The sequence below is a fragment of the Chryseobacterium sp. CBTAP 102 genome (genome assembly GCF_003201365.1).
Classification (GTDB): domain Bacteria; phylum Bacteroidota; class Bacteroidia; order Flavobacteriales; family Weeksellaceae; genus Chryseobacterium; species Chryseobacterium candidae.
This window is the reverse complement of record NZ_QICX01000012.1, coordinates 11,775-35,919: the sequence shown is the minus strand read 5'-3', so window position 1 is coordinate 35,919 and position 24,145 is coordinate 11,775. Positions and strand designations below refer to the sequence as shown.

The window sequence follows — 24,145 nt, the reverse complement described above, 5'->3', positions numbered from 1 at the left end:
GTTAATAAATATAAAGCCTAACTCTAATCAGAGTTTCTCAACTGTTTGAAGCCGAACAATTCCTGAGGATGAATTTCTAAACCTTCAAAAACTTACTCGTATCCGGAATACTTTTAACAACGGAATGTGTGATCACTGAAGTGAAAAAAGACGAACCAGCTATACCCATGGGTGGTTGAATGTAAGGAATGATATAACGGTCAGCGACCGAGACAAATTAATATATAAACCGTTCTGCTTTGTAGGGCGGTTTTTTGTTTTATGGTTACCGCACGATAATGTCGTGCAGCTTTGTTTTTTATATTACTGGAATCTTTAATCTATGCTATTATAAACCATACGAAAGGAGTCATGCGGAAGCGGGATTTAAATTTTCGTAAAAGTAATCCGCAAAGAACCATTTTTGTTTTTGATTTTTTTATTAATTTCACCAAAAGAAAATGTTTTTTTGCTACGCCGTTTTTAATATAAAAATTTGGTTTTCAAAGCTCTAAAACTGCAAAGCCATTTTTATTTGTCTGTAATTTTACACAAAATTAGAAAATTGAAACAAAATTCATACAAAGAATATTTTGACACTTTAAAATATTATCTAACAATTCTTAATATTGATAAAGGTAAAGGACTTCTTGGTTGTACAGAGGAAGAAATAGAAAGTATAAAATCTAAAAAAGAAAACTTTCCACTTGCATATGAAGAATTTTTGCGAAGTATTGGCAAAAAATTTTTATTTGAATTTATGGATGCTGAAGATATGGCATTTGAAGATTTAGATTATATTAATGAATTTGCAAGTGAAGTATTTAGCAATAATTCTTTGAAATTAGAAAATGAATTTTTAGTAATTTCAGAAAGAAGAAATGATTATATATCTATAATTTTTACGGAAAATGAAAACCCTCCGGTTTGGATGATGAGTGAGTATTGGAACGAAAAAGATGGAGAGAATTTATCAATCAGAACAAAATCATTTACAGACTTAATGAATGTGTTTTTTAGACAGACATTACAAAATCACACAGCGTCTTTTCATTTTGTTTCAAGTAAAATAAAAGATACTGAAAAATACATTCGGAATAAATATATTTCCTGGGGCAAAGGTCTAAATCAAATAAAAGAAAAAATTGATGATAATAAAACTGAAAATAGTTTAGTTAATCAGCTAAACCAATATTTTCTTGATTATTATTTACCTAATAAAAATGCTTTTGCCGAAATATTGAATGATAATAAATCTAAACAAAGTAATAAACAAGAAGGAAAAACTATTATTGAAGGTAGTAAAGCAAAAGAGTACAATTCTGAAAAAAAACAAACACTGTTAGAGAAATTTTTTAATCTCTTTAAATAAAAACTACAGACAACATAGCATTGCCAAAAGCAGGGCTGAAGGAATTCTATTTAAGTTTTGTGCTAAAAATCCTCCACATCGCCAAACTGTGAGCCATTTGGCGATAATTTGAACAAAATCCGTAAAAATTGAAAGCCTTTCTGTAATATTGAAAATCTATTGGAAACAGAAACATATAATTTTGCATTAAAAAAATTTGAACAAAACGTATAACATAACAGAATTTCTTTCCTACTTGAATTTGGAACCACCCAAAAACAAGCATATCCACTTTACCCAATATGGAGCTGAACAGAAAATGCGTCAGCAGTCAAAACCAATCAATATCGATTTTTATTTGTTGGCAATAAAATGTGGTTACGACAAAAGCAAGAATATAGGACAATCAAAATATGATAAAGCCGATTCGTATGTATACTTCGACCAACCGCAAAACACCCTGGAATGGAATATTGAAAGTCAAATAAGCGGCTATCATATTTTACTGGATACAAAACTCTTTAAGCGTTTCGCCAAAGAATATTCCTTTCTAAATTATACAAATCACGAAGCACTTTTTCTTACAAAAGACGAGGAAAAAGAACTTTTAGACTTGTTCGCAAAGGCCTATAAAATCTATTCACAAGATTCATTTTCCCAAGACATCTTATTGTCCTATGCTTCGTTGATTCTATCTTACATCCATACCTTTTACAAACGGCAGTTTGAAACTCGTGCCAATATTTACAATAAAGTAGTTGCGGATTTTTACGAAAATCTGGAAAACTACTTTGAAAATGAGAATGAAATTAAATTGCCATCGGTTCAATATTTTGCTAATAAGGCCAATCTTTCTACCAATTATTTTGGCGACCTGATAAAACAGTTTACGAGCAATTCGCCACAGGAACACCTTAATCAACACATCCTTCAACTTGCGAAAAACCAACTGCGACAAACAACCAAATCTGTAAGCGAAATTGGTTATGAACTTGGTTTTGATTCGGCATCTTACTTTACCCGGTTTTTCAAAAAAGAAACAGGTATTACACCCTCCGTTTTCCGCAATCAGTAAAAAGTGAAACTGATTCCGTAAAACCTGAAAACACAATTGACTAAGTCCCCCATATTTTTGTACTGTAATTTAAAAACAGTAATTTAAAAAGTTATCTAATGAAAAAAGTAACATTTAAAAACAGAAATTGGAATGTAGCAGCAGTATTGCAGTTCCCAAAAGATTTTGACGAAAACAAGAAATATCCAACGATTGTTTGCGCTCATCCAATAAGCAGTTGTAAAGAACAGACCTCCGGAAATATTTATGGAAAAGCTTTGGCAGAAGCTGGATTTGTAACTTTGGCTTTTGATGCTTCCAACCAAGGCGAAAGCGGAGGAAATTTACAATATATTGAAGACCCTGCTTTACGCGTTGAAGACTTCCGATGTGCAGCTGATTATTTGACTACTCTTGATTATGTTGATGAAAACAGAATTGGAGTGATGGGAGTTTGCGGAGGTGGAGCCTATTCTGCCAATGCGGCAATGACCGAACGTAGATTTAAAGCTGTTGGAACAGTTGTGGCAGCTAATTATGGCAGAGTAATGAGAGAAGGAGACTATACAGCAGATTCGGCGATAAAAACCCTGGAAGCGGTTGCCGCTCAGAGAACAGCCCAAGCTCGTGGAGGAGCAGACCTGATTACACAATATATTCCAAACTCTGAAGAAGAAAGAAAGCAGGCAGGAATGGAAGATATTGACATCATTGAAGCAGTTGATTATTATAAAACCCCCAGAGGACAGCAACCAGGTTCACCAAACAAATTGCGTTTTGATAGTTTTGATAAAATTATTGCATGGGATGCCTTTCATCTAGCGGATCATTTATTGACCCAACCATTGCAAATAATCGTAGGCGATAAAGTGGGGGTATTTGGTTCTTACAAAGACGGATTTGAACTTTTTGGAAAGGCAGCTTCTAAAAATAAGAACATCCACGTTGTTCAAGGTGCAAGTCATTATGATTTGTACGACCAACCCAAAGCAACAAGTGAAGCATTGGAAAAACTGATTCCGTTCTTCAAAGAAAACTTATAATAACGTTTAACGAATTTTAAATGCTGAAGCGATTTTAAGAATGGTATCAACCCTCGCTAGCACGACTGTATTATGCAATTTTAACTTTTAGATGTTATTAAAATGTTTAAACCATACGAAGGATTCGTACGGTAGCAGAGCATTAGTAAGACAATTTAATACTAACCGTTCTACTTTTTGTGGAGCGGTTTTTTATTTGGATTATAGTTTTCTGTAAGGAAATAGTATATTTAAATTTTAATTTAATGATTACCCAATCAACACAACATTAGCGCAATTATATATATTGTATATTGGCAATGTGCAAATTTGGATCTTGTATGCAAGCTTAAACCGAAAAATCCTTAAATATCGAAACTATGAAACAAATATTATTTATTTTACTGACAATTTCAATTTTCTTAACTTCTTGTGATGAGAAGAAACAATTTAAAATGGAGAAGCAAATATTAAATAAAACAGAATTAAAAGACATAATTGGCAAAACATACGAATTCAATTACTCAGACAAATATGTGTATCATATAAAATTTGAATCGGATTCTACAGTTAACTGGAAATTAGTAAAAGGAGAATTTCCGGGAGCAAGAGAAGAAACTGACAAGTATATTTCTACTCAAATAAATGAAAATGTGCTTTTTGTTTCCTGGGTTGAAAAAAGTGGATTGGGATATTGTAATATAATGGACTTTAACACAAATAATTTGACAACTCACGCAAGACAAGATAATTCTGTTTTTGTTAATCCCGGTAAATTTAAGGAAGTCAAATAAAGCCTTCATATAAAAAGAGTTTTGTGTCAGGCGGACTGAAATGCAAAACTCAACGGCAGTTTTTCAATTGAACTTTAGTAATCTTATCAGCTATTGTACTTTGATTTCCCACCCGAGCGCAAAGCCCAAACCGTTAAGCCAGTCAGGAAAGCAACCTCCCAACTCAATATAACGAAAAATAAATTTAACTGAAAATTATAAAAAATAACAATCACAAATTTACATTCTCCACAAAATGATCTCAAATAAAAATTTAGCAAGAACTGCAGGCTTTTGCTACTTGATTGTAATAGCTACAGGGCTATTTTCAGAAGTTTTCGTAAGACAGGCATTAAGGGTGTCAAACGATGCATTAACAACGGCTCACAATATTCAGACTAATGAAATGCTTTTTCGTTGGGGGTTTGTGGCTGACCTAATCAATTTTGTAGTTGGCATACCCACAATATTGATAATTTATCATTTTTTTAAAAAATCAAATAAAATTATACTGCAAATCGCTTTAGCATTGGTTATTATCCAAACAGCAATTATTGCAGTCAATCTATTAAATCAAATCACACCATTATTACTATTAAGCAATGACACTTACTTGAATACTTTTCAGCAAAACCAACTCGCAACACTTGCTCTTTTGTCCTTAAATATTCAGGCACAAGGTTATGGAATTGGTTTAGTGTTTTTTGGATTTTACTGTATATTAATTGGATATGTAATTTTTAAAACAAATGCCATCCCAAAAATTATTGGATTAGCTTATGCAATAGCAGGAATATGCTACTTGATCAATAATTTTACAATGTTTCTGTCAAAAGGATTTGTAAATCCTTTGTTCATTTACCTTGCAATTCCGATTTTTTTAGGAGAACTATCTCTTTGTTTGTGGTTACTCATAAAAGGTATCGACATATCAAAACTAGAAAACAACAGATGAAAATCAATACACTTGAAAATGCCTGAACCATTATACCAAAAATGAGAAGGGCTTGAAACCCGAAACAATACTTTTGAAGACATTTTGTAAGTTTCCCTGATTTCCACAATAAAATAAGTAATACGAAGTCTCCTGACTTCGTATTTTTATAATCTTCCCATCTAAAATACCTCACTCTCGCATTTTCTATCCCCCAACTTTTACCTATATTTGTTTCTATAACATACACAAATATGCAAAACAAAAAAATACATCAGGGGAGAAATATCAAGCGTTTTCGGGAGATGCTGGGCATCAAGCAGGAGGCTTTGGCTTTTGATCTTGGTGAAGACTGGAACCAGAAGAAGATTTCGCTTTTGGAGCAGAAAGAAACTATTGAAGATCTTTTGTTGCAAAAGATTTCCGAAGTGTTGAAAATTCCGGTGGAAGCTTTTCAGAATTTTGATGAAGAGCAGGCAATTAATATTATTTCTAATACTTTCGATAATTGTCAGCAACCAGCTTCTATTTTCTATAATTCTACACTTAACCCTGTAGATCAATTGATTAAAGTACACGAAGAAAAAATTGCGCTCTACGAAAGAATGCTGAAAGAAAAAGATGAGATGATGACCAGGCTGGAGGAGCTGATACAGAAATAAAAAACGCCTCCTATTAAGATATGGACAGAGCCCTCATTAAATATGTCAACGAAAGTTTGTCCGCAGAATTGCGAGAAATCTTAACATCAAAACGTGCAGGATATGAGAATGGGTTAACTATTCATGAAAAAGCCATTATTTATCACTACACAGATTCAGGATATGACTCTTTAAATGAACGATTAAGAAATGGGCAAGATATCAATGATTTTGGACTTTTTTTAAATCATAGCTTAGATAAATTACCAGATTACCAAGATCTTTGTTACCGTACCATTCGGTGTCCAAAAAGAGATCTTGAAAAATATTACTCAGCACTCAAGAACAATGGCATTATTATTGAGAAATCTTTTTTATCTTGCAGTAAATCAAGACTATTGGCACTTCAATTCAGTGAGAGCCCCGTCTTCATAATTTTATCAAAAAGAGGAAAAGATATTGAAAAAATCGCTAAATTTGGAGTAGATAGTGGACAAAACGAAAAAGAAATTGTATTTAAATCGGGTTCAAGATTTAAAGTATTAGACATTAAGGAATCAGAAAATAAAATTACGATAACGTTAGAAGAGGTATAAAAATGGATTTAATAAAAGAATATTATAAAAATACAAATTTCAAAAATGACTCTGATTTTTTTGAGAATTTGGAAGACATTTTTATGTTCGGAAATATTAAATCTGAATATAAAAACAATGATTTTATCAACCATAAAGAGTTAATCAATTCACACCTAATAGATTTTCTTAAAAGTTTATTATCAAAAGATTTATTAACCAACAAAAAAGAAAAAGTTGCTGCTATTAATTTGATTTCAGAAATGGATCTTAGAAATGAATTTTTGGAATTAATTAAAGAGAAAAACAACAATAATACAGCTGAAATTTCTGAGAGATTAGGAGCTAAGTTTATGTCATCAGTAGATAAGAATAAACATTAATATGTACTGAAAAAGACTTTCACTATAAAGTTTTACTATACTATATGAAATTTTATACTCATAATAACCGTTCTATTTTTGGAGCGGTTTTATCTTTTAAATTCTGTTACTTTTCGATGATAAATTATCCAACTCTTTTTTATCTTTCCAATTCTCTTCTATATTTATTTCAACAAATAACCAATCAATGGTGCGGACATCCCTCCATGCTAAGTTTCTCCCGAATTTGTATCAATAAAAATCCTCCCTACGCAAACTCTCCCAACTCTGCTACTCTAAAAACTAAACCCGAAGTCTTCCCCACTTCGGATAGCAATGTATCAAACAACACAAGAATGGGACACAGATCTTTTTTCATTTTCTTATAAATTCAGATAGAATCATGTTATATTATTGCATAATTTAAATGTTCAACAAGAATTTATATTAAATTCTTTTTTGATATTTTCGTAGCAAATCATTACAATCACATCATATATGGGAATAACAATTCATTTTGAAGGACAACTTAAAAATGAAGAAAACTACAATACATTTATAAAAAAAGCAATTGAGTATTCATCATTTCAAAACTGGGATTATTTTCAATTTGAAAATGAATCTGTAACTCTGAAAAGAGTAAAAGATGACGAAAATATAGACTATGAAGGTCCTACCAAAGGTGTTCATATACAACCTCACGAAAATTCAGAACCCTTAATTTTCGAGTTTGATAAAGATTTGTACATTCAGGAATTCTGCAAAACACAATTTGCATCCACTGAAATACACATAAAAATAATTGAATTACTTGAGATTTTAAAAGAATATTTCGAATGTCTCAATGTTGTTGATGAAGGAGAGTATTGGGAAACAAAAAATTATGATCAACTAGAAGAACATTGGGAAAACTTCTATATAGCTATGGATAGAGCAATTCAGGAAAATAGCAGTTTGCAGGGGCCATTCAAACTTAAAAGTGGCAGAATCATTGATCTGATGTAACCCAATATTATAACCACACGAAGGATTCGTGCAGCAGCGGGGAACATTCAACAGTCTCTAAAAAAATAAGAACCCTGAAGTCCGGACTTCGGGGTTCTTATACCTATGCAATTTTCAATTACTCTGAATTTGGAAATTTTAAGGAACTCAGTATAAATGGGCATTTAAAGTGAATACTGATCCATTTAATACTGCTGCAATAAATACTTTAAAATATCTGTAGTAGTTACAATACCTTTTAGGTCACCATTTTCTACCACCGGAACAGAATGAAAACTATGTTCGGATAAAATCTCTGCTACCTCTTTTATGGTAGTATCAGGATTTACAGTGAGAGGAGCTTTTGTCATCACCTGCGAAATAGTAAATACGTCGTATACCACTGCTGACACAGGAACATCTTCCGCATCATCCGATTGTTCTACATCCGCATAGCTGATTTTTAATAAATCACTATAACTTAATACTCCTAATAACTTTTGATTTTCTACAACCGGAATATGCCTGATTTTATTTTTTTTAAATAAACTTTCAGCCTCATACAATGATTGTGTAAGATTAAGTGTAATCAGCTCTTTGGTCATAATTTGGGAAATTGGAACTCTTTGTTTCATACCATTTTTGTTTAGATTATTGTGAAAATTAACAATGAAAAACGAACCCTAAATCCCTTTTTCATACTCAAAGTTAGCGAAGAAACACCCGCCTTATCATACAATTACGGCTGATATTTATCAATTTTTCCCGTTGTATGATATGTTAAATATCATGATTGCATTTTTGTGATTTCCCAAAAGACTTTCTAACTTTAGTATATCATTTTCAATACCTTACCAAAAATCAACCTGTTTTTTGCATGCAGGCAAAGCAGATCTTGATGCTGCAGGAAAATATCTCTGCCTGACCAAAAGCATATGATAATTCTCTTCAACTTTTTCCTATCTTTAAACCACAAATATTCGCTTAAAACCGGTATTAAAAATAAACCTGAATCACTGAAAGAAAGTTAAACAGAATCCAACACTGAAACGCATGCCATTGAAAACAAAATTATTATTCCTGTCATTTTTAAGTTCACTGCTCGCCCATGCACAGACGCTTAACTTTAAAAGTCTCGCCAATATGTCTGTGGGCAGAGGTGCTGCAACCAGTATCATTGTGGATGATAATATCTATGTGATCAATGGATATCTGGCAAGCGGAGGTAACGCCAATTATATTGAAAAATATAATATTACGGATAATAAATGGAGTGTTCTCACTGCTACTCTCAGTCCCAAAAAATTTGCTAATTCGGAGACTTACAATAATAAAATTTATATTTTTAACGGTTGGGGAAACAGCCATCTTGAAATTGTAGACCTTGCCACGCATAAGGTAACGAAAGGAGCTGTTAACCGTTCCTATACAGGAAATGCAGGTTCTGCTATTCATAATGGCAAAATATATGTGTTTGGTGGCAGCGGACTCAACGGCGCTGCAACTACTGTATTTTCTAACAGATTCCAATATTACGATATTGCTTCCAATACATGGCATCCATTACCTAATATGCCCACCGCCAGAGAAGCAAAAGGCAAAATAGTGAACGATAAGCTTTATGTCATTGGTGGTTTCAACGGTACTTCATCCCGCCTGATCAATGTTTATGACCTCAACACCAATCTGTGGACCGATCAATTTACGATGCCTGCCGGGATATCCGGACATTCATTAGCGGTATCCGGTGATAAGATTTTTATTGCCGGAGGTTACAATAATCAGACTTTTCTGGCCTATTTTGATACAACAACCCATAAATTCCATCAGCTATCATCCAATATGATTCCCCGAAGACACGCCGCAGCAGAGGTATATAATAATAAATTATACATCCTCGGCGGAAGTACAACGTCTGTAACGAAATCAGCTATTAAAAGTATACAGGCAGCCGATATTACTGAGAATGCCCTCTCTTCAGATACAGCCAGTAAAGATCATGAAACTAAAACAAGAGTGTATACCAATGCACAAAGAGATGGCTTTATCATCAGCAATAAAAATAACAGCAATCAATTTGAATTTACCGTTTACTCTTTAGATGGAAAGGAAATAAGTAAAGGTTTTGCTTACTATAATAAAACGATAGATTTATCCAGAGTAAAACCCGGAAACTATATTTTCAGTTTTAAAAATGAGAAAGGGGTTTTGCAGAAGATTAAAATTTTCAGGTAATTAGGTTATAATTTAATTACCCATATCTTGTTAATACGTATCCCATTTTCATCTGGCTGTACTTATTTATTGTATAATTCAACATATAAACAATGAGAAAATATATTATTTCAGGTATTTTAATTTTATTTTTTCAGGCATTCTCTGCACAGATAAACACTGAGCTTATTAAAAAGAATGTCACTGAAAATCCACAGGAAAATTTTTATAAACTTTTAGATGTATTTAAAGTAAATCCTTCTGAATTGACGCAGGAGCAGTTGAATCAATTGTATTATGGAAGTAAATTCATAAAAATTGATTACACCATTGGAAATTATAACAGTGAATCCGGTACATTCTGGAAACCTGCTCAAAAAAGACTATCAAAAAGTAAAGCGGAAAAAATGCTTGCTGAGGCAGAATCAAAATACGCCATCAATCCTCTTAATAAAAATTTACTGGATGATATGATGAATATTTACCGCGCACTTGATGATCATAAAAAAAGAGAATTATGTGCTAAGCAAAAAGATGTAATCATTCAAACGATAGAAAAAAGTGGTGACGGGAAAAGTGAAGAGACTGCAATTTGTGTTTTAACCCCTGGTGAAGTTTTACAACAGCTTGAAAACCTTGCTACCTCAGGACCAAGAGCTGAATTCAGTCAGAAAATGAGACAACTTTCAGACGGAAGCATTCTAACCATTTATAAAATTGGAGACAGAGAAATATTTGTAAAATTAGTGGGCGGATATTTTTTTTAAATGGCATTCTACTAATAGTATAAAAACAATAACTTGCAACCGTAAAAAACACTATGATTAAAATGAATTTAAATTTTAGTCCTGCTAAAATTGATGAAGCTATCAGAAAAAACTCAAAAAGAAGTTCTATGATATTAGATTTAGCTAACACTTCTTCATACACGAGTGATGGAAAATTATTTTATGGAAGAGAGTTTAAAAATCGAATTGAGGTTACAAGAATAAAAACTCTTTTTTCAAAAGTTCTTCCCACCCTAATTATTGTTTTTAAAAAGAACGATTTTCAAAATCCTAATTTAAGATTAAGTTTTTTCGGATATATATGGTTTTCAATTCTCTTGTTTATATTTTTGTTTGCTTTTATCAAAAAAATTATCGATCCGGACTTTCAAGGAGATCTTGTATTAGTTGCACTTTTAACAGCCTTTTTTTACTCATTATTTGGGATAGAATTCTATCTCACTAAAAAAGTTTTTAATAGACTCAAATTAAGAATCCGAGACTAAAATATGATGTATATTATCAATAGAATAGTTAACAGCTGAGTTTATTTCTATCATTCAAATCCCAGAGTTTATAAATTACATTACAATAAGCCAGAAGACTTTCAGAAATATTCAGGAGTAAAACATCCATACAACAACATGAAAAAAGCATTTGAATTTCTCACCCATTTAAAAGAAAACAACAACCGGGAATGGTTTGCCCAACATAAATCCGAGTACGATGTCATTGTAAAAGAAAACAAAGCTTTTTTTACTCAGATCTATCATGAACTTCAGGAGCATGACCAGCTGAAGGGAATTCATATTTTCAAGATTTACAATGACGTTCGTTTTTCCAAAGACAAGACACCCTATAAAACCAATTTTGGTGTTGGATATTCGCGGTCGAAACCCATGTTGAGAGGCGGATATTATATTCAGCTGGAACCCGGCAACAGTTTTGTAGGAGGCGGTTTTTGGGGTCCGGAAGCCAAAGATTTACTTCGTATCCGTAAAGAATTTGAAATCAGCAGCTCAGAAATTGAAAAAATTATCTCAGATAAGACTTTTATACAATATTTTGGAGAACTCAAAGGTGATGCTGTAAAAACAGCTCCGCGAGGTTTTGATAAAAATCATCCGTCTATAGATTTAATCCGGAAAAAGCAATTTGTTGTAATGCGGAAATTTACAGACAAGGAGGTTTTATCAGACAATTTTCAAAAAGAAGCACTGCAAACCTTACTTGCCATGAGACCTTTTTTTGATTATATGAGTGAAATTCTGACCACGGATTTGAACGGAGAACCTTTATTTTAAAAAGTCATGAAAAAAATGCTCTTATTCATTTTTACCTCTTTCATAATATTTGGTTGTTCTAAGAATTCTCAGAAAACAAAATCCATGGATTTTCGCAGTTTTAAACTTCAGGCTCCTAAAGACTGGAGCAAGTTGAAACTGGGTGCATATGATAGTAATGCCGGAATTATCATTACAAAAAATAATGATTCGATTTTTTATGATTACGGACCTTATTCCTATACATTAGAAGAAAATGTCACGATTATTAACAGAAAAGATTTCAACAAACTTCTAGCAGTGAATCCAAAGGCTGATACAACACAATTTATTGTCATTGATAAAAATGTAAATAGAGAAGATTTTGTCAAAAGTAAAATAACCTATAAAAAAATTGATGGGCACAAGGTAAAAATATTAGAGCCCAAACAAGTGGGAAAAGGAATAACAGGAGTTTATATTGACAGCCTCAAGACTGGACCAATAGGAAAAATCAGATTCAATCTATATGGTACAAATCTGAAAAAAGAAAGTCAGGTAGAACTTTTAAAAGCAATTCATACATTACAGTTTACACAATAATATTCAGGACACAGAAAAAATCAGATTTCCTTTTTTTATGTTAACCAATTAAAAAAACATGAAAATAAAAATTCTTCTCATTTTTTTATTCTTCGTCAATGCTGTCAAAGCACAAATCACGGAGAAAATAACCATTCCCAATGGCGTGGTTTATCATTATGCAGATGATAAAATCAACGAAAAAGTAAAAAAAACACTTAATGAGAGCCTAACCAATACAACCAATTATGATGTACTGGGAAATAATTTAATTATAGGACCAACTCTGTGGAAAAGATTTAAAAATATAGAAAACTTAAAAAGTATTCCTGATAGTTTGATTTTCTATATAGATGATGTGGAAATTGAGGGGAAAATGGCCAAGAAACCGGATGACTCAAAAAAGATATGGAATGAATTTAAGAAAGAAGTTTTTGGAAATTATCAGATTAGAAAAGCCAATGAAGATGAATTAAAATACTATTGGTCTACCATTTCATTTGACATCGAAGAGCCTTTATTCATTCTGCAAACCGAAAACCAGCGTTATATTTTAAACTTTCTGAAAAAAAATCAGACATTATTCTGGCTTGATGAATTCCCGTATAAAAACTCTTACAATAATCCTATTGATAACGGAACCTATACAACGGAAGGAACAATTAAAACCTATAAAAATGGCAATGAAGTGTATGTTACCGATAAAGGAAACAGAGAAACTAAACTGGAAAAGGTCATATTTTTGACCGGTGATTCTGAATTAAAGGCGAATTCTTCCATTGAGGATATTAAGTCTGTTATTGACAAAACCAACAAGATATTTGAGAATTTGTTTAAAAATTCCAAAAGGGAAGGAAAAATAATGGTCCAATTTGAATTAGGAAAAAAGAAAAATGACATTCAGTTTGCAGTTAAAGATGATCTGGATCTGGAAATTATGAAAGAATTCGAAAAACAGGTAAATGAAGAAAAATATCCGAATTCTAAAAAAGATACCATCAAGTTCCAGCTGCTTTATAAGGTTAATTCTTACAGCGAAACCGAATAAACTTTCTTTTTATTCTATTTTCGCTATCTACTTATTTGTAATTTAGCCGCTGAGAAAAAACAAAACCCATGAAACTGTATATTTTATTTGCTCTTCTTTTTATTTCCAGCATAGTAACAGCACAAGAAAAAGAATATCCATCCATCAAAAAAGGAGATTTTCCGGAAGGCATTTATATGACTTTGGAAGATGTTTTAAATAAAAAGCCTTCTTCAACCGAAGAGGTCTATTTCAAATCCTGTGAAAAGTGTGATTCTCTTGATATGCCGGAAAAAGCATTCTTTTATTTCAAACAAAAAAATAAAAAAGTAAAAATTCCATTAGCTGTTTCGCATAAAGGAGAAATGTATTTTCAGACTTATCGGAAATATACCAACAAGAAAGACAATGGCTATGATCCTGACCAGTATTCAAGATTCTGCAAAGTTTTAAACTATGGAAGATTCATTTATTTTGAAGAAAACATGAAAGGCTTATGGTCCAAGGCTTTTTGGGGAGCATTAAGTCCTCTTACCTACTCTATCAATGGGAAAACCAAAGGAATTGTTTTAGATTTAGACAATAAAGAATTTAATATTCTGCAAAATTGTGATGATTTAAATGATTTCTTATCCAAGCACGATATTCCTGAATTCCAATGTAATTCAGAAACCTTTACCATTGGAGATTTGAGAACAAAAATTGAAGAAATCAATTTGCCTTATCGATAAGCTGATGTTGACAATATATTGAAAGCTGTTCCGTTACAAGAGCGGCTTTATTTGTTTAAAATTTAACCTATGAAAAAAGCATTATTATTCATTCTACCCTTTATATTCAATCTTCTTACTGCTCAGAACAATGACAATATATGTAAATACTTATCTGAAAACCTTAAAGAAAAACCTTTAGAATGTATTGATAAATCGACCTTTAAAGAAAATAATGAAGTATATCAGTTTTTCAAATGGTCTGCATTTCGAGATAATCATTTACTCAGGATAGAAAAAAAAGGACACAAATATATTCTTGTCAAAAAGAAAATATATACAAGTGAATACGATCAGAAGACAGGTGAAAAAAGAAATTCATTGTTTACCATTCTTGTACAGAAAAATTTAACTCAAAAACAATATGTACAATTCATGAAATTACTATCTGAAAATCATTTTTGGCTCAATAACAATTATGATGTTCCTTCAAATTGTACAGACGGAAATGGAATATTTATTTATGCAATGAAGAAAAACAGTCTGTTAAAAATGAGCAATGGCAATTGCGCCCCTCATAATGAATATCTGAATGATCTGTATCAAAAAATAACCAAACTATTTAATCTAAGTACTGAGGCATAAACAATTTTTATTACTTTTATCTCACACAAAATCAAACCACAAAATATAGTCTATGCCTCATTTTATTATAGATTGTTCACAGGATATTCTTCAGCGGAGAATTCCCGATGAATTGATGGATGCCGTTTACGGAGTGGCTGGCGCTACTGGTTTGTTTGCTCCCAATGATATCAAAATAAGAATCCAGCCTTATCAGTATTACAGATTAGGGGAAGGCAAAAAAAATTTTCTTCATGTATTCGGATACATCATGCAGGGACGAAATACAGAACAAAAAGCCAGTCTGTCAAAACAAATCAGTATCCGGCTTTCAGAATTGCTGCCTGATATTTCTTTTCTTTCTGTAAACATTAGTGATTTTGAAGCAGCAACCTACTGCAACAAAGCACTCATCAATCCTGAAAACATTAATAAAGACCGGCATTTCGGATTATAGCACCTTCTTAAAACCTACAAAATATAATACTATGAGCCTAAAAACATTAGTCAACAAAAGCGTACAGTACAACAATTGGGTAGTCAATAAATACATTGACTGGTTATCCACAAAGTCTGACGAACAGCTGAATCAGGAGACAATCTCCAGTTTCCCGACTATCTTAAAAACCCTGCATCATATCTGGCAGACCCAGGAATACTGGTGGAGCCATATTTCAGAGAATAATGATTTTGATTTTACCCAAACAACAGACACCAGCAGTAAAGAAGATGTTTTTAATGCGATAAAAAACAATTCTCAAAAACTGGTGGATTATGTGGAAAGCTTATCTGAAGAAGATCTTGCAAAAAATGTAAAGATAGAATCCCAATGGTTTCAGTGCAATTTTTCAAAATACGAATATATCCAGCATGTTATTCTTCACGGAACATATCACAGAGGACAAATTGTAACAATGGGAAGAAATATCGGAATCACGGATGCACCCATGACCGATTTTAATTTCTGGAATATTTACAAAGATCAGCAATAAAACCAATCAATTTGTGGATAAGTCTGATAAAGAATTTCACATCATCAACTTAAATACTATTAAATCATTGATTTAAAACAATTTAAATCAAAAACAAACCGTTATCCACATTTCAAAATATCTGTGGATAACTTTTTATCCTTGAATATACCTCTGTGGATAAACTATGGATAACTTTTTGATGAATTAAAAAGTTATCCATAATTACCTGTATTTCTTTAATTTACAATAAATATAAATTTTCGCAAAATTCCCATAATACAAGATCATGTTGATAAGTTTTGTGGATAACTTATCCGCATTTTTAGAGTGAGTTTCCATTTATCTGCGGTAACAATTCTTATATGATCACTGCGATTTGTAAATTTGATTTATAATAACCAATACTCACAATTTTAAATGGAAAAACACACAGTATCATCAGACGGTCAGAAAATATGTTACAAAGAATCCGGAAGCGGAAAAACAACCCTAATCTTCATTCATGGATGGCTTGGGAATGCTGAATGGTGGGACGCTCAGCAAAAATATTTAAACAGTCAGTATCACATTGTACAAATGGATCTCGCAGGGCACGGAAAATCTGATTCCTCAAGAAAGGAATGGACGAGCGCCGGATATGCTGATGACATTAAAGCAGTTGCCGATACTGTGAAATCAGATGCAATCATTCTTATAGGACATTCTATGTCCGGCGCCTATGTACTTGAAGCTTCTTTGAAAATACCAAAGGTAAAAGCTCTGATTCTGATTGATACCCTGAAAAATCTGGATGAAGCTTTCACAGAACAACAGGCTGAAGAAATTTTATTCACACAGTATATGACGGATTTTAAATATGCGGTGGAAAACTTTTTGCCTCAATACCTGTTTGTTGAGCAAACTCCTGCTGACGTAAAAGAAAGACTGCAGTACGAATTTCTTCAGAATAAGCCTGAACTAGCCATCAACCTTCTCAGACCTCTATATAAAACGGATTTCAATACCATTGCGAAACAAGTTCAAATACCAGTTATTGCCATCAATTCTGATGCCTCTCCTACTGATCTGGAAGCAAACCGTAAATATTTGAAAAACTATGATTATGTTATTATCGAAGGAGTCGGACATTATCCTATGCTGGAAAAACCGGATGAGTTCAATGCTATTTTAGATAATGTCCTGAAAAGACTGATTTGAAATATATGATAAAAATGATAACTAAAAAAATGGGAAACCATGGCTAAAGCAAATAAAACTAACGAAACTGACGTAAACGTAACTGATTTCATTAACTCATTTGTAGAAAAAAATGAAAAAAAATCGGATAGCTTTCAATTAATACAATTGATGAGTGAATGGTCGGGATTTGAGCCTAAAATGTGGGGACCAACCATTATCGGATTTGGAAGTTATCATTATAAATATACAAGCGGACATGAAGGCGATATGCCGCTCATAGGCTTTTCACCACGTAAAGCAGAGTTTTCACTGTATGTTTATTCGCCTACCGAAGAAAGCAAGCGGTTATTGGATGACTTTGGAAAATTTAAAATGGGAAAATCCTGCATTTACATCAAGAAGCTTTCTGACATCAATATTGACATCTTAGAAAAAATATGCAGGACAACCATTGCTTATTTAAATGAAAATCATGAATGTGCCTGTAGAGAAAAATAATGTAAGCTGATTCGTCATCAATTTCTTCTCCAATTCAAAAAACTTCCCGAAATTAGCAGTCTGTGCGTTAAATACTATTCAATGAAATAAAAATTTAAATTACAACATACAGCAAAACTTAGTATAAGTTTTCTTCGGGGCAGGGTGTAATTCCCTACCGGCGGTTACAGTCCGCGACTCCTTTTTTCTGAAAGGACTGATCTGGTGAAATTCCGGAACCGACAGTTAAAGTCTGGATGGGAGAAGAAAATGAGATGACCAATAAGAGTCCTAATGGATTCTTGTTGCGTTGTATTTCATTTCCATGTACCGAAGAGTATTTTAACTTTTAAAAGTAAAATAACATGGAAAAATTATTAGAACAATTCGGAGCTAGCTCCAGAGAACGTGTAGAAAAAGCACTTCAAACATTACAAAAGGGAAAAGGTATTCTTTTAGTAGATGACGAAAACCGTGAAAACGAAGGTGATATCATCTTTCCCGCTTCCACGATTACAGAACAGGACATGGCACTTCTAATCCGTGAATGCAGCGGGATCGTCTGCTTATGCATTTCTGAAGAGAAAAGCCGCCACCTCAACCTTCGCCCTATGGTGGAAAACAACAATTCAAAAAATCAAACTGCCTTTACCATTTCCATTGAAGCTAAAGAAGGTGTGGAATCAGGAGTTTCAGCAAAAGATCGTATAACCACAATCAAAACAGCGATAGCATCAGGCGCACAGGCAGAGCATATTGCCAGCCCCGGGCATGTTTTCCCGCTGATTGCCAGAAAAGGTGGTGTATTTGAAAGACGTGGACATACCGAAGGAAGTGTAGACCTTGTAAAAATGGCCAACCTGGGTGAAGATGCTGTACTTTGCGAACTAACTAAGGAAGATGGTTCTATGGCAAGGCTTCCGGAAATTGCAGACTTTGCTCTCAAAAAAGGAATGAGTGTGGTAACCATTGAAGATATTTATGCTTACCGTAAAATGATAATGAGTAACTAGACCTAAACATTTTTTAACGCACACACCGCCTGTTGAACCGATCAACAGGCATTTTTTATTAAAAACTCAACCAAAAGGCAATTAATTTGATAATTGAATGCCATTTTTTATTTACATTTAACAAAAATTTTTGACTATGAGAAAATCTTTACTCCTTTTATTAGGAGCTTCTGCCATGCTTTCTGCGCAGATTACGCTTACAAAAGCAGCCAATGATCCTATTTCCGGAAATATTGTTAATTACAACAACACAACCGGCACCGTAAACAATTCTGCAACAGGACCTAACGCAACATTTTCAAATGGAGGACTTACCATGGGAGCCGCGTCACAAACAACCTATTCAACTCCTTCTTCTACTGAAATAGCAACTTTCCCGGGTTCTAATCTTAAAATGGTAGACGGCTCAACAACCGTTTATTACAAAAGTTCTTCCACTAAACTGGAAATTACAGGAATTGTAAATACACAGGCAACTTTAAACTTTAATGTGGATAACGGTACTCACATTAATTATCCAACAACTTACGGACCTGCACAAAACGACACTGCCAAAGGAACTTTCTCCTCATCATCTGCCAGCGGATTGTTCAGTGGTACAATGACTGCCATTGCTGATGCATATGGAACTTTAATTATAGGCAATCAAACATACAGTAATGTTCTCAGAGTAAAATTCACACAGAATTTAAATCTGTATTCATCTCTGGACGTTACTTATTCCAACCCTATCGGAGCAATAACCAATACAGCATATTCTTATTACGATGCTTCTCACAGGTATGCTCTGCTTAGTTCTACAAGCGGAAATATCAGTATTCCATTGTTGAGTATCAACCAGAATGTAAAAACTTCATTTGCATTAAGTGAAACATTTCTGGCGGTAAACAATGCAGTGAAAAAAGAAAACCTAGTGGTTTATCCAAATCCTGCACAGGATTTTATCAGTTTCAAAGGAAATACAGATCATTATTCCAAAGCAAATATTTACAGTCTGGACGGAAAACTGGTTAAAACTTCAGACGTAAAATCCGGAAATATACAGATCTCAGATCTTCCTCCTGCATCCTATTTCATTCAGATCAGTGGAAAAAATGCTGCAGACACAAAGAACACGAAATTCATTAAGAAATAATAAAGCAAAATCCCCGCTCCTACAAATGAGCGGGGATTTCTTATTAACATTCAAAATAGCTTCTAAAAGGTAGCTGCAGGAGCAGTTTCGTTATTAAGCTTTCGCTGAATTTCTGTTTTTTTTCCTTTCGAGAAATCATAACTCAGCCCTAATACAAACATGGATTTATTGTTCATAATCTGTGTATGTACCTTATAATCTACCAGGCTTTCCGATAAACTTTTTGTTTTATACTCTGAAGGCATTCCTATCCAATACATCCCTGTGGAAAAGGTCCAGCTTTTATGTTTATAGTTCACAAAAATATTATTTTGGTTTTCATTCGTATTCAGGAATGCTCCACTAAGGCTATACACCGGAATATTAAACTGGTACTGAACGGAGAAAGATTTATATTCTGAAGAAATCGAAAAATAATTTCCCAAATAATCATTCTTTATCAAAACACCTTTACTTGTTTTCACAGTTTCGGAAGTAGGTGTGATCACAGCCTTTATAACCAAAAGGCTATTCCCGAAAGGTTTATAAGAACCTGTTAACTGAACTCCATATCTCTGAGCATTTTTTCCGTTTTCGTAAGTTAATGCATATCCATTCAATACCTCATCCTGAACATAGTACTGATTGATCACCCTGTTGGTATATCGGTAAAATAAACCTGCATTAAAATCAAAATACTTATTATTAAAAGAATAGATAAGGTTATTAGAAAAAACCTGTTGGGATTCTAAAAAAGGATTTCCCCTCTGAACAATATTAGGTACCAACTGTACCACATTACTACTCAAAGCATTACTCCATGGACTTACCGGATTATAACTTACCGTAAAACGAAGGTTGTGATTTCCTTTAATCTGATAGGCTAAAATAACCTTTGGAGTAAAAGTCCATTCATCAAAAGTATTTTCTGCACTTTTATTGTGAATATTGGTAAGCCCTGCTCCGATACGATAGCTAAATTGATCAACTTTTCCGGCAAATTCACTATAAAAATACTGTTCCAGATAGTTGACATTGTATTGGGAATATCCTGCAAGATTATTCAAATCATTGGATATAGAAGACCTTGAAATACGGTATCCGGATGAAAGTTTTCCTGCCTTGAAATCATGTATATGCGCCAGCTCTCCAACCCAGCTCGTTTGTTTTGCTTTCAATACCATATCATTATCATACACAGACAATCCTGAACCTACTATCCATTCTTTGGCTGTTTCTGTAGTATTGGTAGTGTAATGAGAACCTAATACATTAATACTTAACTCATCTTTTTCACCAATTTTTTTAGAAAAATAAAGATCCAGCTTAGGAATCACATAATCCGAACCATTATTTTTGAACATATTATGTTCTTCCTTCAGATTATCTTCAGTAAAGACACTTTGTCCTACTCCTTTCGAAAATCTGCTGAAAATATCCATATTCAGCTTTGTCTGAAAAGCATAATCGTCAGGAACAAATCTCGTATAACGCAAAGCAATATTCTGGAAAGTATATCCAAAATGATCTTTGCGGTTTTCATCAGAGCGGTAATGCTTCCCGTTCAGCTGATAATCATAGATACTGTTGACTCTTCTGTCATTATAATCTCTGAGGTTGAGGGAATACTCAAGTCCGAAATTATTTTTTCCTTTTGTATAATTAGCATAAGCAGAACCATTCACAAAACCGGTATTCAAAGCCGCAGACACATCTGCCCCGAACATATACCCTGTTTCTGTAGATTTTGTCAGAATATTAACTACCGTATCTGCTCTTGTCGCCCATCTTGCAGGAGGAATATCATAGTACTCTACTTTCAAAACCTCGTTGGGCGCAACACTACGGATCTGCATATCTGTAGCTTCAATCCCGTTGATAAGAAATAGTATGGTTCCTCCTTTAGTACTCGTAATGGTGTTTTCTACCGGATTCAGCTGCAATTCCGGAAGGGTACGAAGCAGATCTTTTGCATACTGGGCCTTTTCCAGTGCTTCTTTATCAAAAGTATAAACGGCTTTGTCTGCAAATTGCTTTTTACGCTGTGATTTCAAAATAACTTCCTGAATTTCTTTAGTGGCTGCTGCATCCATTGTATCATTCTTCTTCTCCTGTGAAAATATAAAAGCACTGCAAAGAAAGAAAATGGTATATATAGTTTTTTTCATGTCTGAAGATGAATTATACTATCAGGACAATCAATTCCCGGTAAATATTACATTTATAAAAGCAAACAAATAAATAATTGACCTATTTTTCTTTAAATTCAAATTATTATGTTAAATCCAGCCCGTTTTTTGCTGGTACTTTTTTTATATCACAAAATATTGAGTCATGAAAAAAGCATTTCTATTAATTCCGTGCTTCCTGTTTTCTGTTCTGGGAGCTCAGGAAATTCATAACAGCGCGGCAGAGAAGATGAATATCATCAAGACCAATGGTACGGCTTATGCATTCAGAAATATCAATCTGTCTTATGAAAGAGCCATTAACCAATGGTTTTCTGTGAATATCGGATTCGGGACTATGACTGAAGGGAAAGTCCCTTTTATCAATGCTTTTCTGAAAGATAAAGATGAAGAAAGATTCCAGAATCTGAGAGTAAAAGCTACCAATTTCACCATAGAACCCCGGTTTTATATTGGAAAAGGCTATGGGAAAGGTTTCTATTTTGCACCGTATTACCGTTATTCAAGTGTTACCTCAAATACTTTTAATTTTTATTATGACTACAATGGTCCTGACGGGAACACCTATCCAATTCCTCTAAGAGGCCAGGGAGACACCAAAGGCAACAGCGGTGGGTTAATGGTAGGCGTACAGTTCTTTCTGACCAGAAGTCAGAATCTTGTCCTTGATTTCTGGATCGCAGGAGCTCATTATGGAAGTGGAAAAGGTGATTTTACCATGACCTCAGATTATGTGCTGACACCTGATATGCAGGCTGAGCTTAAAAAAGAAATTGAAAATCTGGATATTCCATTTGTTAAGTATACCGTAGAAACCAATGCCAATGGTGCCAGAATAAAAGTGGACGGGCCGTGGGCAGGTTTCAGAAGCGGACTTTCCATTGGATATAGGTTTTAGAAAAATCATTCTTATTTGGGATTAAACCGCTCTTTTAAGAACGGTTTATTTTTTCCTGAAATTTGTATCTTGGATGCCATTATTAAAAACTTTCTGGAAATACTTCTATGGACTCACACTCAATCACCACAGGCCAAAGGATCAAAGCCATCATTGGCGGATCTATCGGAAATCTTGTTGAATGGTATGACTGGTATGCGTATGCAGCCTTTGCCATTTATTTCTCCCATTCATTTTTCCCGGATTCTGACCTGAATGCCCAACTGATGAATACCGCAGGAATATTTGCTGTCGGTTTTTTAATGCGCCCAATCGGCGGATGGATGTTCGGAAGTATTGCAGATAAAATCGGAAGAAAAAAAGCAATGACGCTTTCCGTTCTGCTGATGTCTTTTGGATCTCTGCTGATTGCTCTTACACCTACTTATCAGTCCATAGGTATTCTGGCTCCTTTATTACTTTTACTGGCAAGGTTACTTCAGGGATTAAGTGTTGGCGGTGAATATGGGGTTTCTGCAACTTACCTCAGCGAAATGGCCACGCAGGACAGAAGGGGATTTTATTCAAGTTTTCAATATGTCACTTTAATTGGCGGTCAGCTTATTGCTTTAGGTATTCAGCTTATTTTACAAAAACTATTACTCACAGAGGCTCAGCTTGAGGAATGGGGATGGAGAATTCCGTTTGTGATTGGAGCAATGCTTTCTATTATTGCATTATATCTTCGCGCCAACCTTCATGAAACCGAAGCTTTTGAGAATAAAAAAGAAGTCAGCGAAAAGAAAAAAGGAACAGTGAAAGAACTGATGAAACACCCTAGAGCATTACTTACCGTTGTAGGGCTGACATTAGGAGGAACACTGGCATTTTATACCTATACAACGTATATGCAGAAATTCCTGGTGAATACCGTACACCTTACAAAGGAAGAATCTACATTAGTCTCTTTTATTTCACTCTTTATATTTGCATGCCTTCAGCCTGTATTTGGAGGTTTATCTGACAGGATCGGAAGAAGACCACTTCTTTTAGGCTTTGGTATTTTGGGTACTTTGTGTACCGTTCCGCTTCTTACAGCACTAAGTACAACCACATCAATCTGGGGTGCATTTTTCCTGATTATAGCAGCTTTAATTATTGTAAGCGGCTACACATCCATCAATGCAGTAGTAAAAGCAGAACTTTTTCCTTCTGAAATCAGGGCACTTGGCGTTGGTTTGCCGTATGCAATAACAGTTGCGGTATTTGGTGGAACGGCAGAATATATTGCACTCTGGTTTAAAAAGATGGGTTCTGAAGAATACTTTTATTGGTACATTACCGGATGTATTCTTTTTTCACTGGTTGTTTATATCGGAATGAAAGACACCAAAAAAACGTCAGCACTGGATAAAGATTAGTATCAGAAAATTATAAAAAGCGAGCGCCGCAGAAAATCTG

27 protein-coding genes and 1 riboswitch are annotated in these 24,145 nt (G+C 33.8%); of the genes, 25 read left to right on the top strand and 2 right to left on the bottom strand.

Annotated elements, in window-relative coordinates; genetic code table 11:
• Positions 1–544 precede the first annotated feature (544 nt).
• The 9 genes from C8D70_RS15850 to C8D70_RS15810 all read left to right on the top strand — a co-directional run bounded on the left by C8D70_RS15850 (position 545) and on the right by C8D70_RS15810 (position 7,696).
• Positions 545–1,351 (top strand): SMI1/KNR4 family protein, encoded by an 807-nt coding sequence (locus C8D70_RS15850; protein ID WP_146212894.1) that lies wholly within the window; start codon positions 545–547, stop codon positions 1,349–1,351.
• A gap of 235 nt (positions 1,352–1,586) precedes the next feature.
• Positions 1,587–2,405, top strand: a complete 819-nt coding sequence (locus tag C8D70_RS15845; protein WP_228408044.1) for a helix-turn-helix domain-containing protein — start codon at positions 1,587–1,589, stop codon at positions 2,403–2,405.
• Between the two features lie 98 nt (positions 2,406–2,503).
• Positions 2,504–3,427, top strand: coding sequence for an alpha/beta hydrolase (locus C8D70_RS15840; RefSeq protein WP_110367955.1), 924 nt, complete (start codon positions 2,504–2,506; stop codon positions 3,425–3,427).
• Between the two features lie 359 nt (positions 3,428–3,786).
• Positions 3,787–4,200 carry a phenolic acid decarboxylase gene (locus C8D70_RS15835; protein WP_146212893.1) on the top strand — a complete coding sequence of 138 codons (414 nt, stop codon included), beginning with the start codon at positions 3,787–3,789 and terminating at the stop codon, positions 4,198–4,200.
• A 235-nt stretch (positions 4,201–4,435) separates the two neighbouring features.
• A complete protein-coding gene (locus C8D70_RS15830; RefSeq protein WP_110367953.1) occupies positions 4,436–5,134 on the top strand; it encodes a DUF4386 domain-containing protein in 699 nt (232 codons plus the stop codon).
• Between the two features lie 233 nt (positions 5,135–5,367).
• Complete coding sequence (locus C8D70_RS15825; protein ID WP_110367952.1) at positions 5,368–5,775, top strand: helix-turn-helix transcriptional regulator; 408 nt, start codon at positions 5,368–5,370, stop codon at positions 5,773–5,775.
• 20 nt (positions 5,776–5,795) lie between these two features.
• Entirely contained in the window at positions 5,796–6,350 is a 555-nt protein-coding gene (locus C8D70_RS15820; RefSeq protein ID WP_110367951.1) for an ADP-ribosyltransferase, read from the top strand.
• A gap of 2 nt (positions 6,351–6,352) precedes the next feature.
• Complete coding sequence (locus tag C8D70_RS15815) at positions 6,353–6,712, top strand: hypothetical protein (protein ID WP_110367950.1); 360 nt, start codon at positions 6,353–6,355, stop codon at positions 6,710–6,712.
• Positions 6,713–7,189: 477 nt separating this feature from the next.
• Positions 7,190–7,696, top strand: a complete 507-nt coding sequence (locus C8D70_RS15810) for a hypothetical protein (RefSeq protein WP_110367949.1) — start codon at positions 7,190–7,192, stop codon at positions 7,694–7,696.
• A 185-nt stretch (positions 7,697–7,881) separates the two neighbouring features.
• Here the strand turns inward: C8D70_RS15810 and C8D70_RS15805 are convergent, their stop codons facing one another.
• Positions 7,882–8,310 carry a CBS domain-containing protein gene (locus C8D70_RS15805; protein WP_076595046.1) on the bottom strand — a complete coding sequence of 143 codons (429 nt, stop codon included), beginning with the start codon at positions 8,308–8,310 and terminating at the stop codon, positions 7,882–7,884.
• Between the two features lie 424 nt (positions 8,311–8,734).
• On the opposite strand from C8D70_RS15805, the gene C8D70_RS15800 reads away from it, so the two are divergent.
• The 14 genes from C8D70_RS15800 (at position 8,735) to C8D70_RS15735 (ending at position 19,639) form a co-directional block, all read left to right on the top strand.
• The gene (locus C8D70_RS15800; RefSeq protein ID WP_181416146.1) at positions 8,735–9,910 is read left to right on the top strand and encodes a T9SS C-terminal target domain-containing protein; all 1,176 of its coding nucleotides are present in this window, start codon (positions 8,735–8,737) and stop codon (positions 9,908–9,910) included.
• Positions 9,911–10,002: 92 nt separating this feature from the next.
• Positions 10,003–10,656, top strand: coding sequence for a DUF4919 domain-containing protein (locus C8D70_RS15795; RefSeq protein ID WP_110367947.1), 654 nt, complete (start codon positions 10,003–10,005; stop codon positions 10,654–10,656).
• A 62-nt stretch (positions 10,657–10,718) separates the two neighbouring features.
• Positions 10,719–11,162 carry a hypothetical protein gene (locus C8D70_RS15790; protein ID WP_146212892.1) on the top strand — a complete coding sequence of 148 codons (444 nt, stop codon included), beginning with the start codon at positions 10,719–10,721 and terminating at the stop codon, positions 11,160–11,162.
• Positions 11,163–11,300: 138 nt separating this feature from the next.
• Positions 11,301–11,960 carry a DUF2461 domain-containing protein gene (locus C8D70_RS15785; protein WP_110367945.1) on the top strand — a complete coding sequence of 220 codons (660 nt, stop codon included), beginning with the start codon at positions 11,301–11,303 and terminating at the stop codon, positions 11,958–11,960.
• An 84-nt stretch (positions 11,961–12,044) separates the two neighbouring features.
• Complete coding sequence (locus C8D70_RS15780; protein ID WP_146212891.1) at positions 12,045–12,521, top strand: hypothetical protein; 477 nt, start codon at positions 12,045–12,047, stop codon at positions 12,519–12,521.
• A gap of 58 nt (positions 12,522–12,579) precedes the next feature.
• Positions 12,580–13,548 (top strand): hypothetical protein, encoded by a 969-nt coding sequence (locus C8D70_RS15775; RefSeq protein ID WP_110367941.1) that lies wholly within the window; start codon positions 12,580–12,582, stop codon positions 13,546–13,548.
• 68 nt (positions 13,549–13,616) lie between these two features.
• Positions 13,617–14,258, top strand: coding sequence for a hypothetical protein (locus C8D70_RS15770; RefSeq protein WP_110367940.1), 642 nt, complete (start codon positions 13,617–13,619; stop codon positions 14,256–14,258).
• Between the two features lie 69 nt (positions 14,259–14,327).
• The gene (locus C8D70_RS15765) at positions 14,328–14,882 is read left to right on the top strand and encodes a hypothetical protein (protein WP_110367939.1); all 555 of its coding nucleotides are present in this window, start codon (positions 14,328–14,330) and stop codon (positions 14,880–14,882) included.
• A gap of 52 nt (positions 14,883–14,934) precedes the next feature.
• A complete protein-coding gene (locus C8D70_RS15760; protein WP_110367938.1) occupies positions 14,935–15,318 on the top strand; it encodes a 5-carboxymethyl-2-hydroxymuconate Delta-isomerase in 384 nt (127 codons plus the stop codon).
• Positions 15,319–15,349: 31 nt separating this feature from the next.
• Positions 15,350–15,853, top strand: a complete 504-nt coding sequence (locus C8D70_RS15755) for a DinB family protein (RefSeq protein ID WP_110367936.1) — start codon at positions 15,350–15,352, stop codon at positions 15,851–15,853.
• Positions 15,854–16,252: 399 nt separating this feature from the next.
• Complete coding sequence (locus tag C8D70_RS15750) at positions 16,253–17,032, top strand: alpha/beta fold hydrolase (protein ID WP_110367935.1); 780 nt, start codon at positions 16,253–16,255, stop codon at positions 17,030–17,032.
• Positions 17,033–17,071: 39 nt separating this feature from the next.
• Positions 17,072–17,512 (top strand): DUF1801 domain-containing protein, encoded by a 441-nt coding sequence (locus tag C8D70_RS15745; protein ID WP_076595030.1) that lies wholly within the window; start codon positions 17,072–17,074, stop codon positions 17,510–17,512.
• A 126-nt stretch (positions 17,513–17,638) separates the two neighbouring features.
• A riboswitch (FMN riboswitch) is annotated at positions 17,639–17,764 on the top strand.
• A 92-nt stretch (positions 17,765–17,856) separates the two neighbouring features.
• Complete coding sequence (gene ribB / locus C8D70_RS15740; protein WP_110367933.1) at positions 17,857–18,504, top strand: 3,4-dihydroxy-2-butanone-4-phosphate synthase; 648 nt, start codon at positions 17,857–17,859, stop codon at positions 18,502–18,504.
• Between the two features lie 136 nt (positions 18,505–18,640).
• Positions 18,641–19,639: a T9SS type A sorting domain-containing protein gene (locus C8D70_RS15735; protein ID WP_110367931.1), complete on the top strand. Its 999-nt coding sequence runs from the start codon at positions 18,641–18,643 to the stop codon at positions 19,637–19,639.
• A 62-nt stretch (positions 19,640–19,701) separates the two neighbouring features.
• Here C8D70_RS15735 and C8D70_RS15730 read toward each other — a convergent pair whose 3' ends face one another.
• Positions 19,702–21,786 carry an outer membrane beta-barrel protein gene (locus tag C8D70_RS15730; protein ID WP_110367930.1) on the bottom strand — a complete coding sequence of 695 codons (2,085 nt, stop codon included), beginning with the start codon at positions 21,784–21,786 and terminating at the stop codon, positions 19,702–19,704.
• Between the two features lie 166 nt (positions 21,787–21,952).
• On the opposite strand from C8D70_RS15730, the gene C8D70_RS15725 reads away from it, so the two are divergent.
• Positions 21,953–22,705 carry a DUF3575 domain-containing protein gene (locus C8D70_RS15725; RefSeq protein WP_076595026.1) on the top strand — a complete coding sequence of 251 codons (753 nt, stop codon included), beginning with the start codon at positions 21,953–21,955 and terminating at the stop codon, positions 22,703–22,705.
• Positions 22,706–22,812: 107 nt separating this feature from the next.
• Positions 22,813–24,105: an MFS transporter gene (locus C8D70_RS15720; protein ID WP_076595025.1), complete on the top strand. Its 1,293-nt coding sequence runs from the start codon at positions 22,813–22,815 to the stop codon at positions 24,103–24,105.
• Positions 24,106–24,145: the final 40 nt, after the last annotated feature.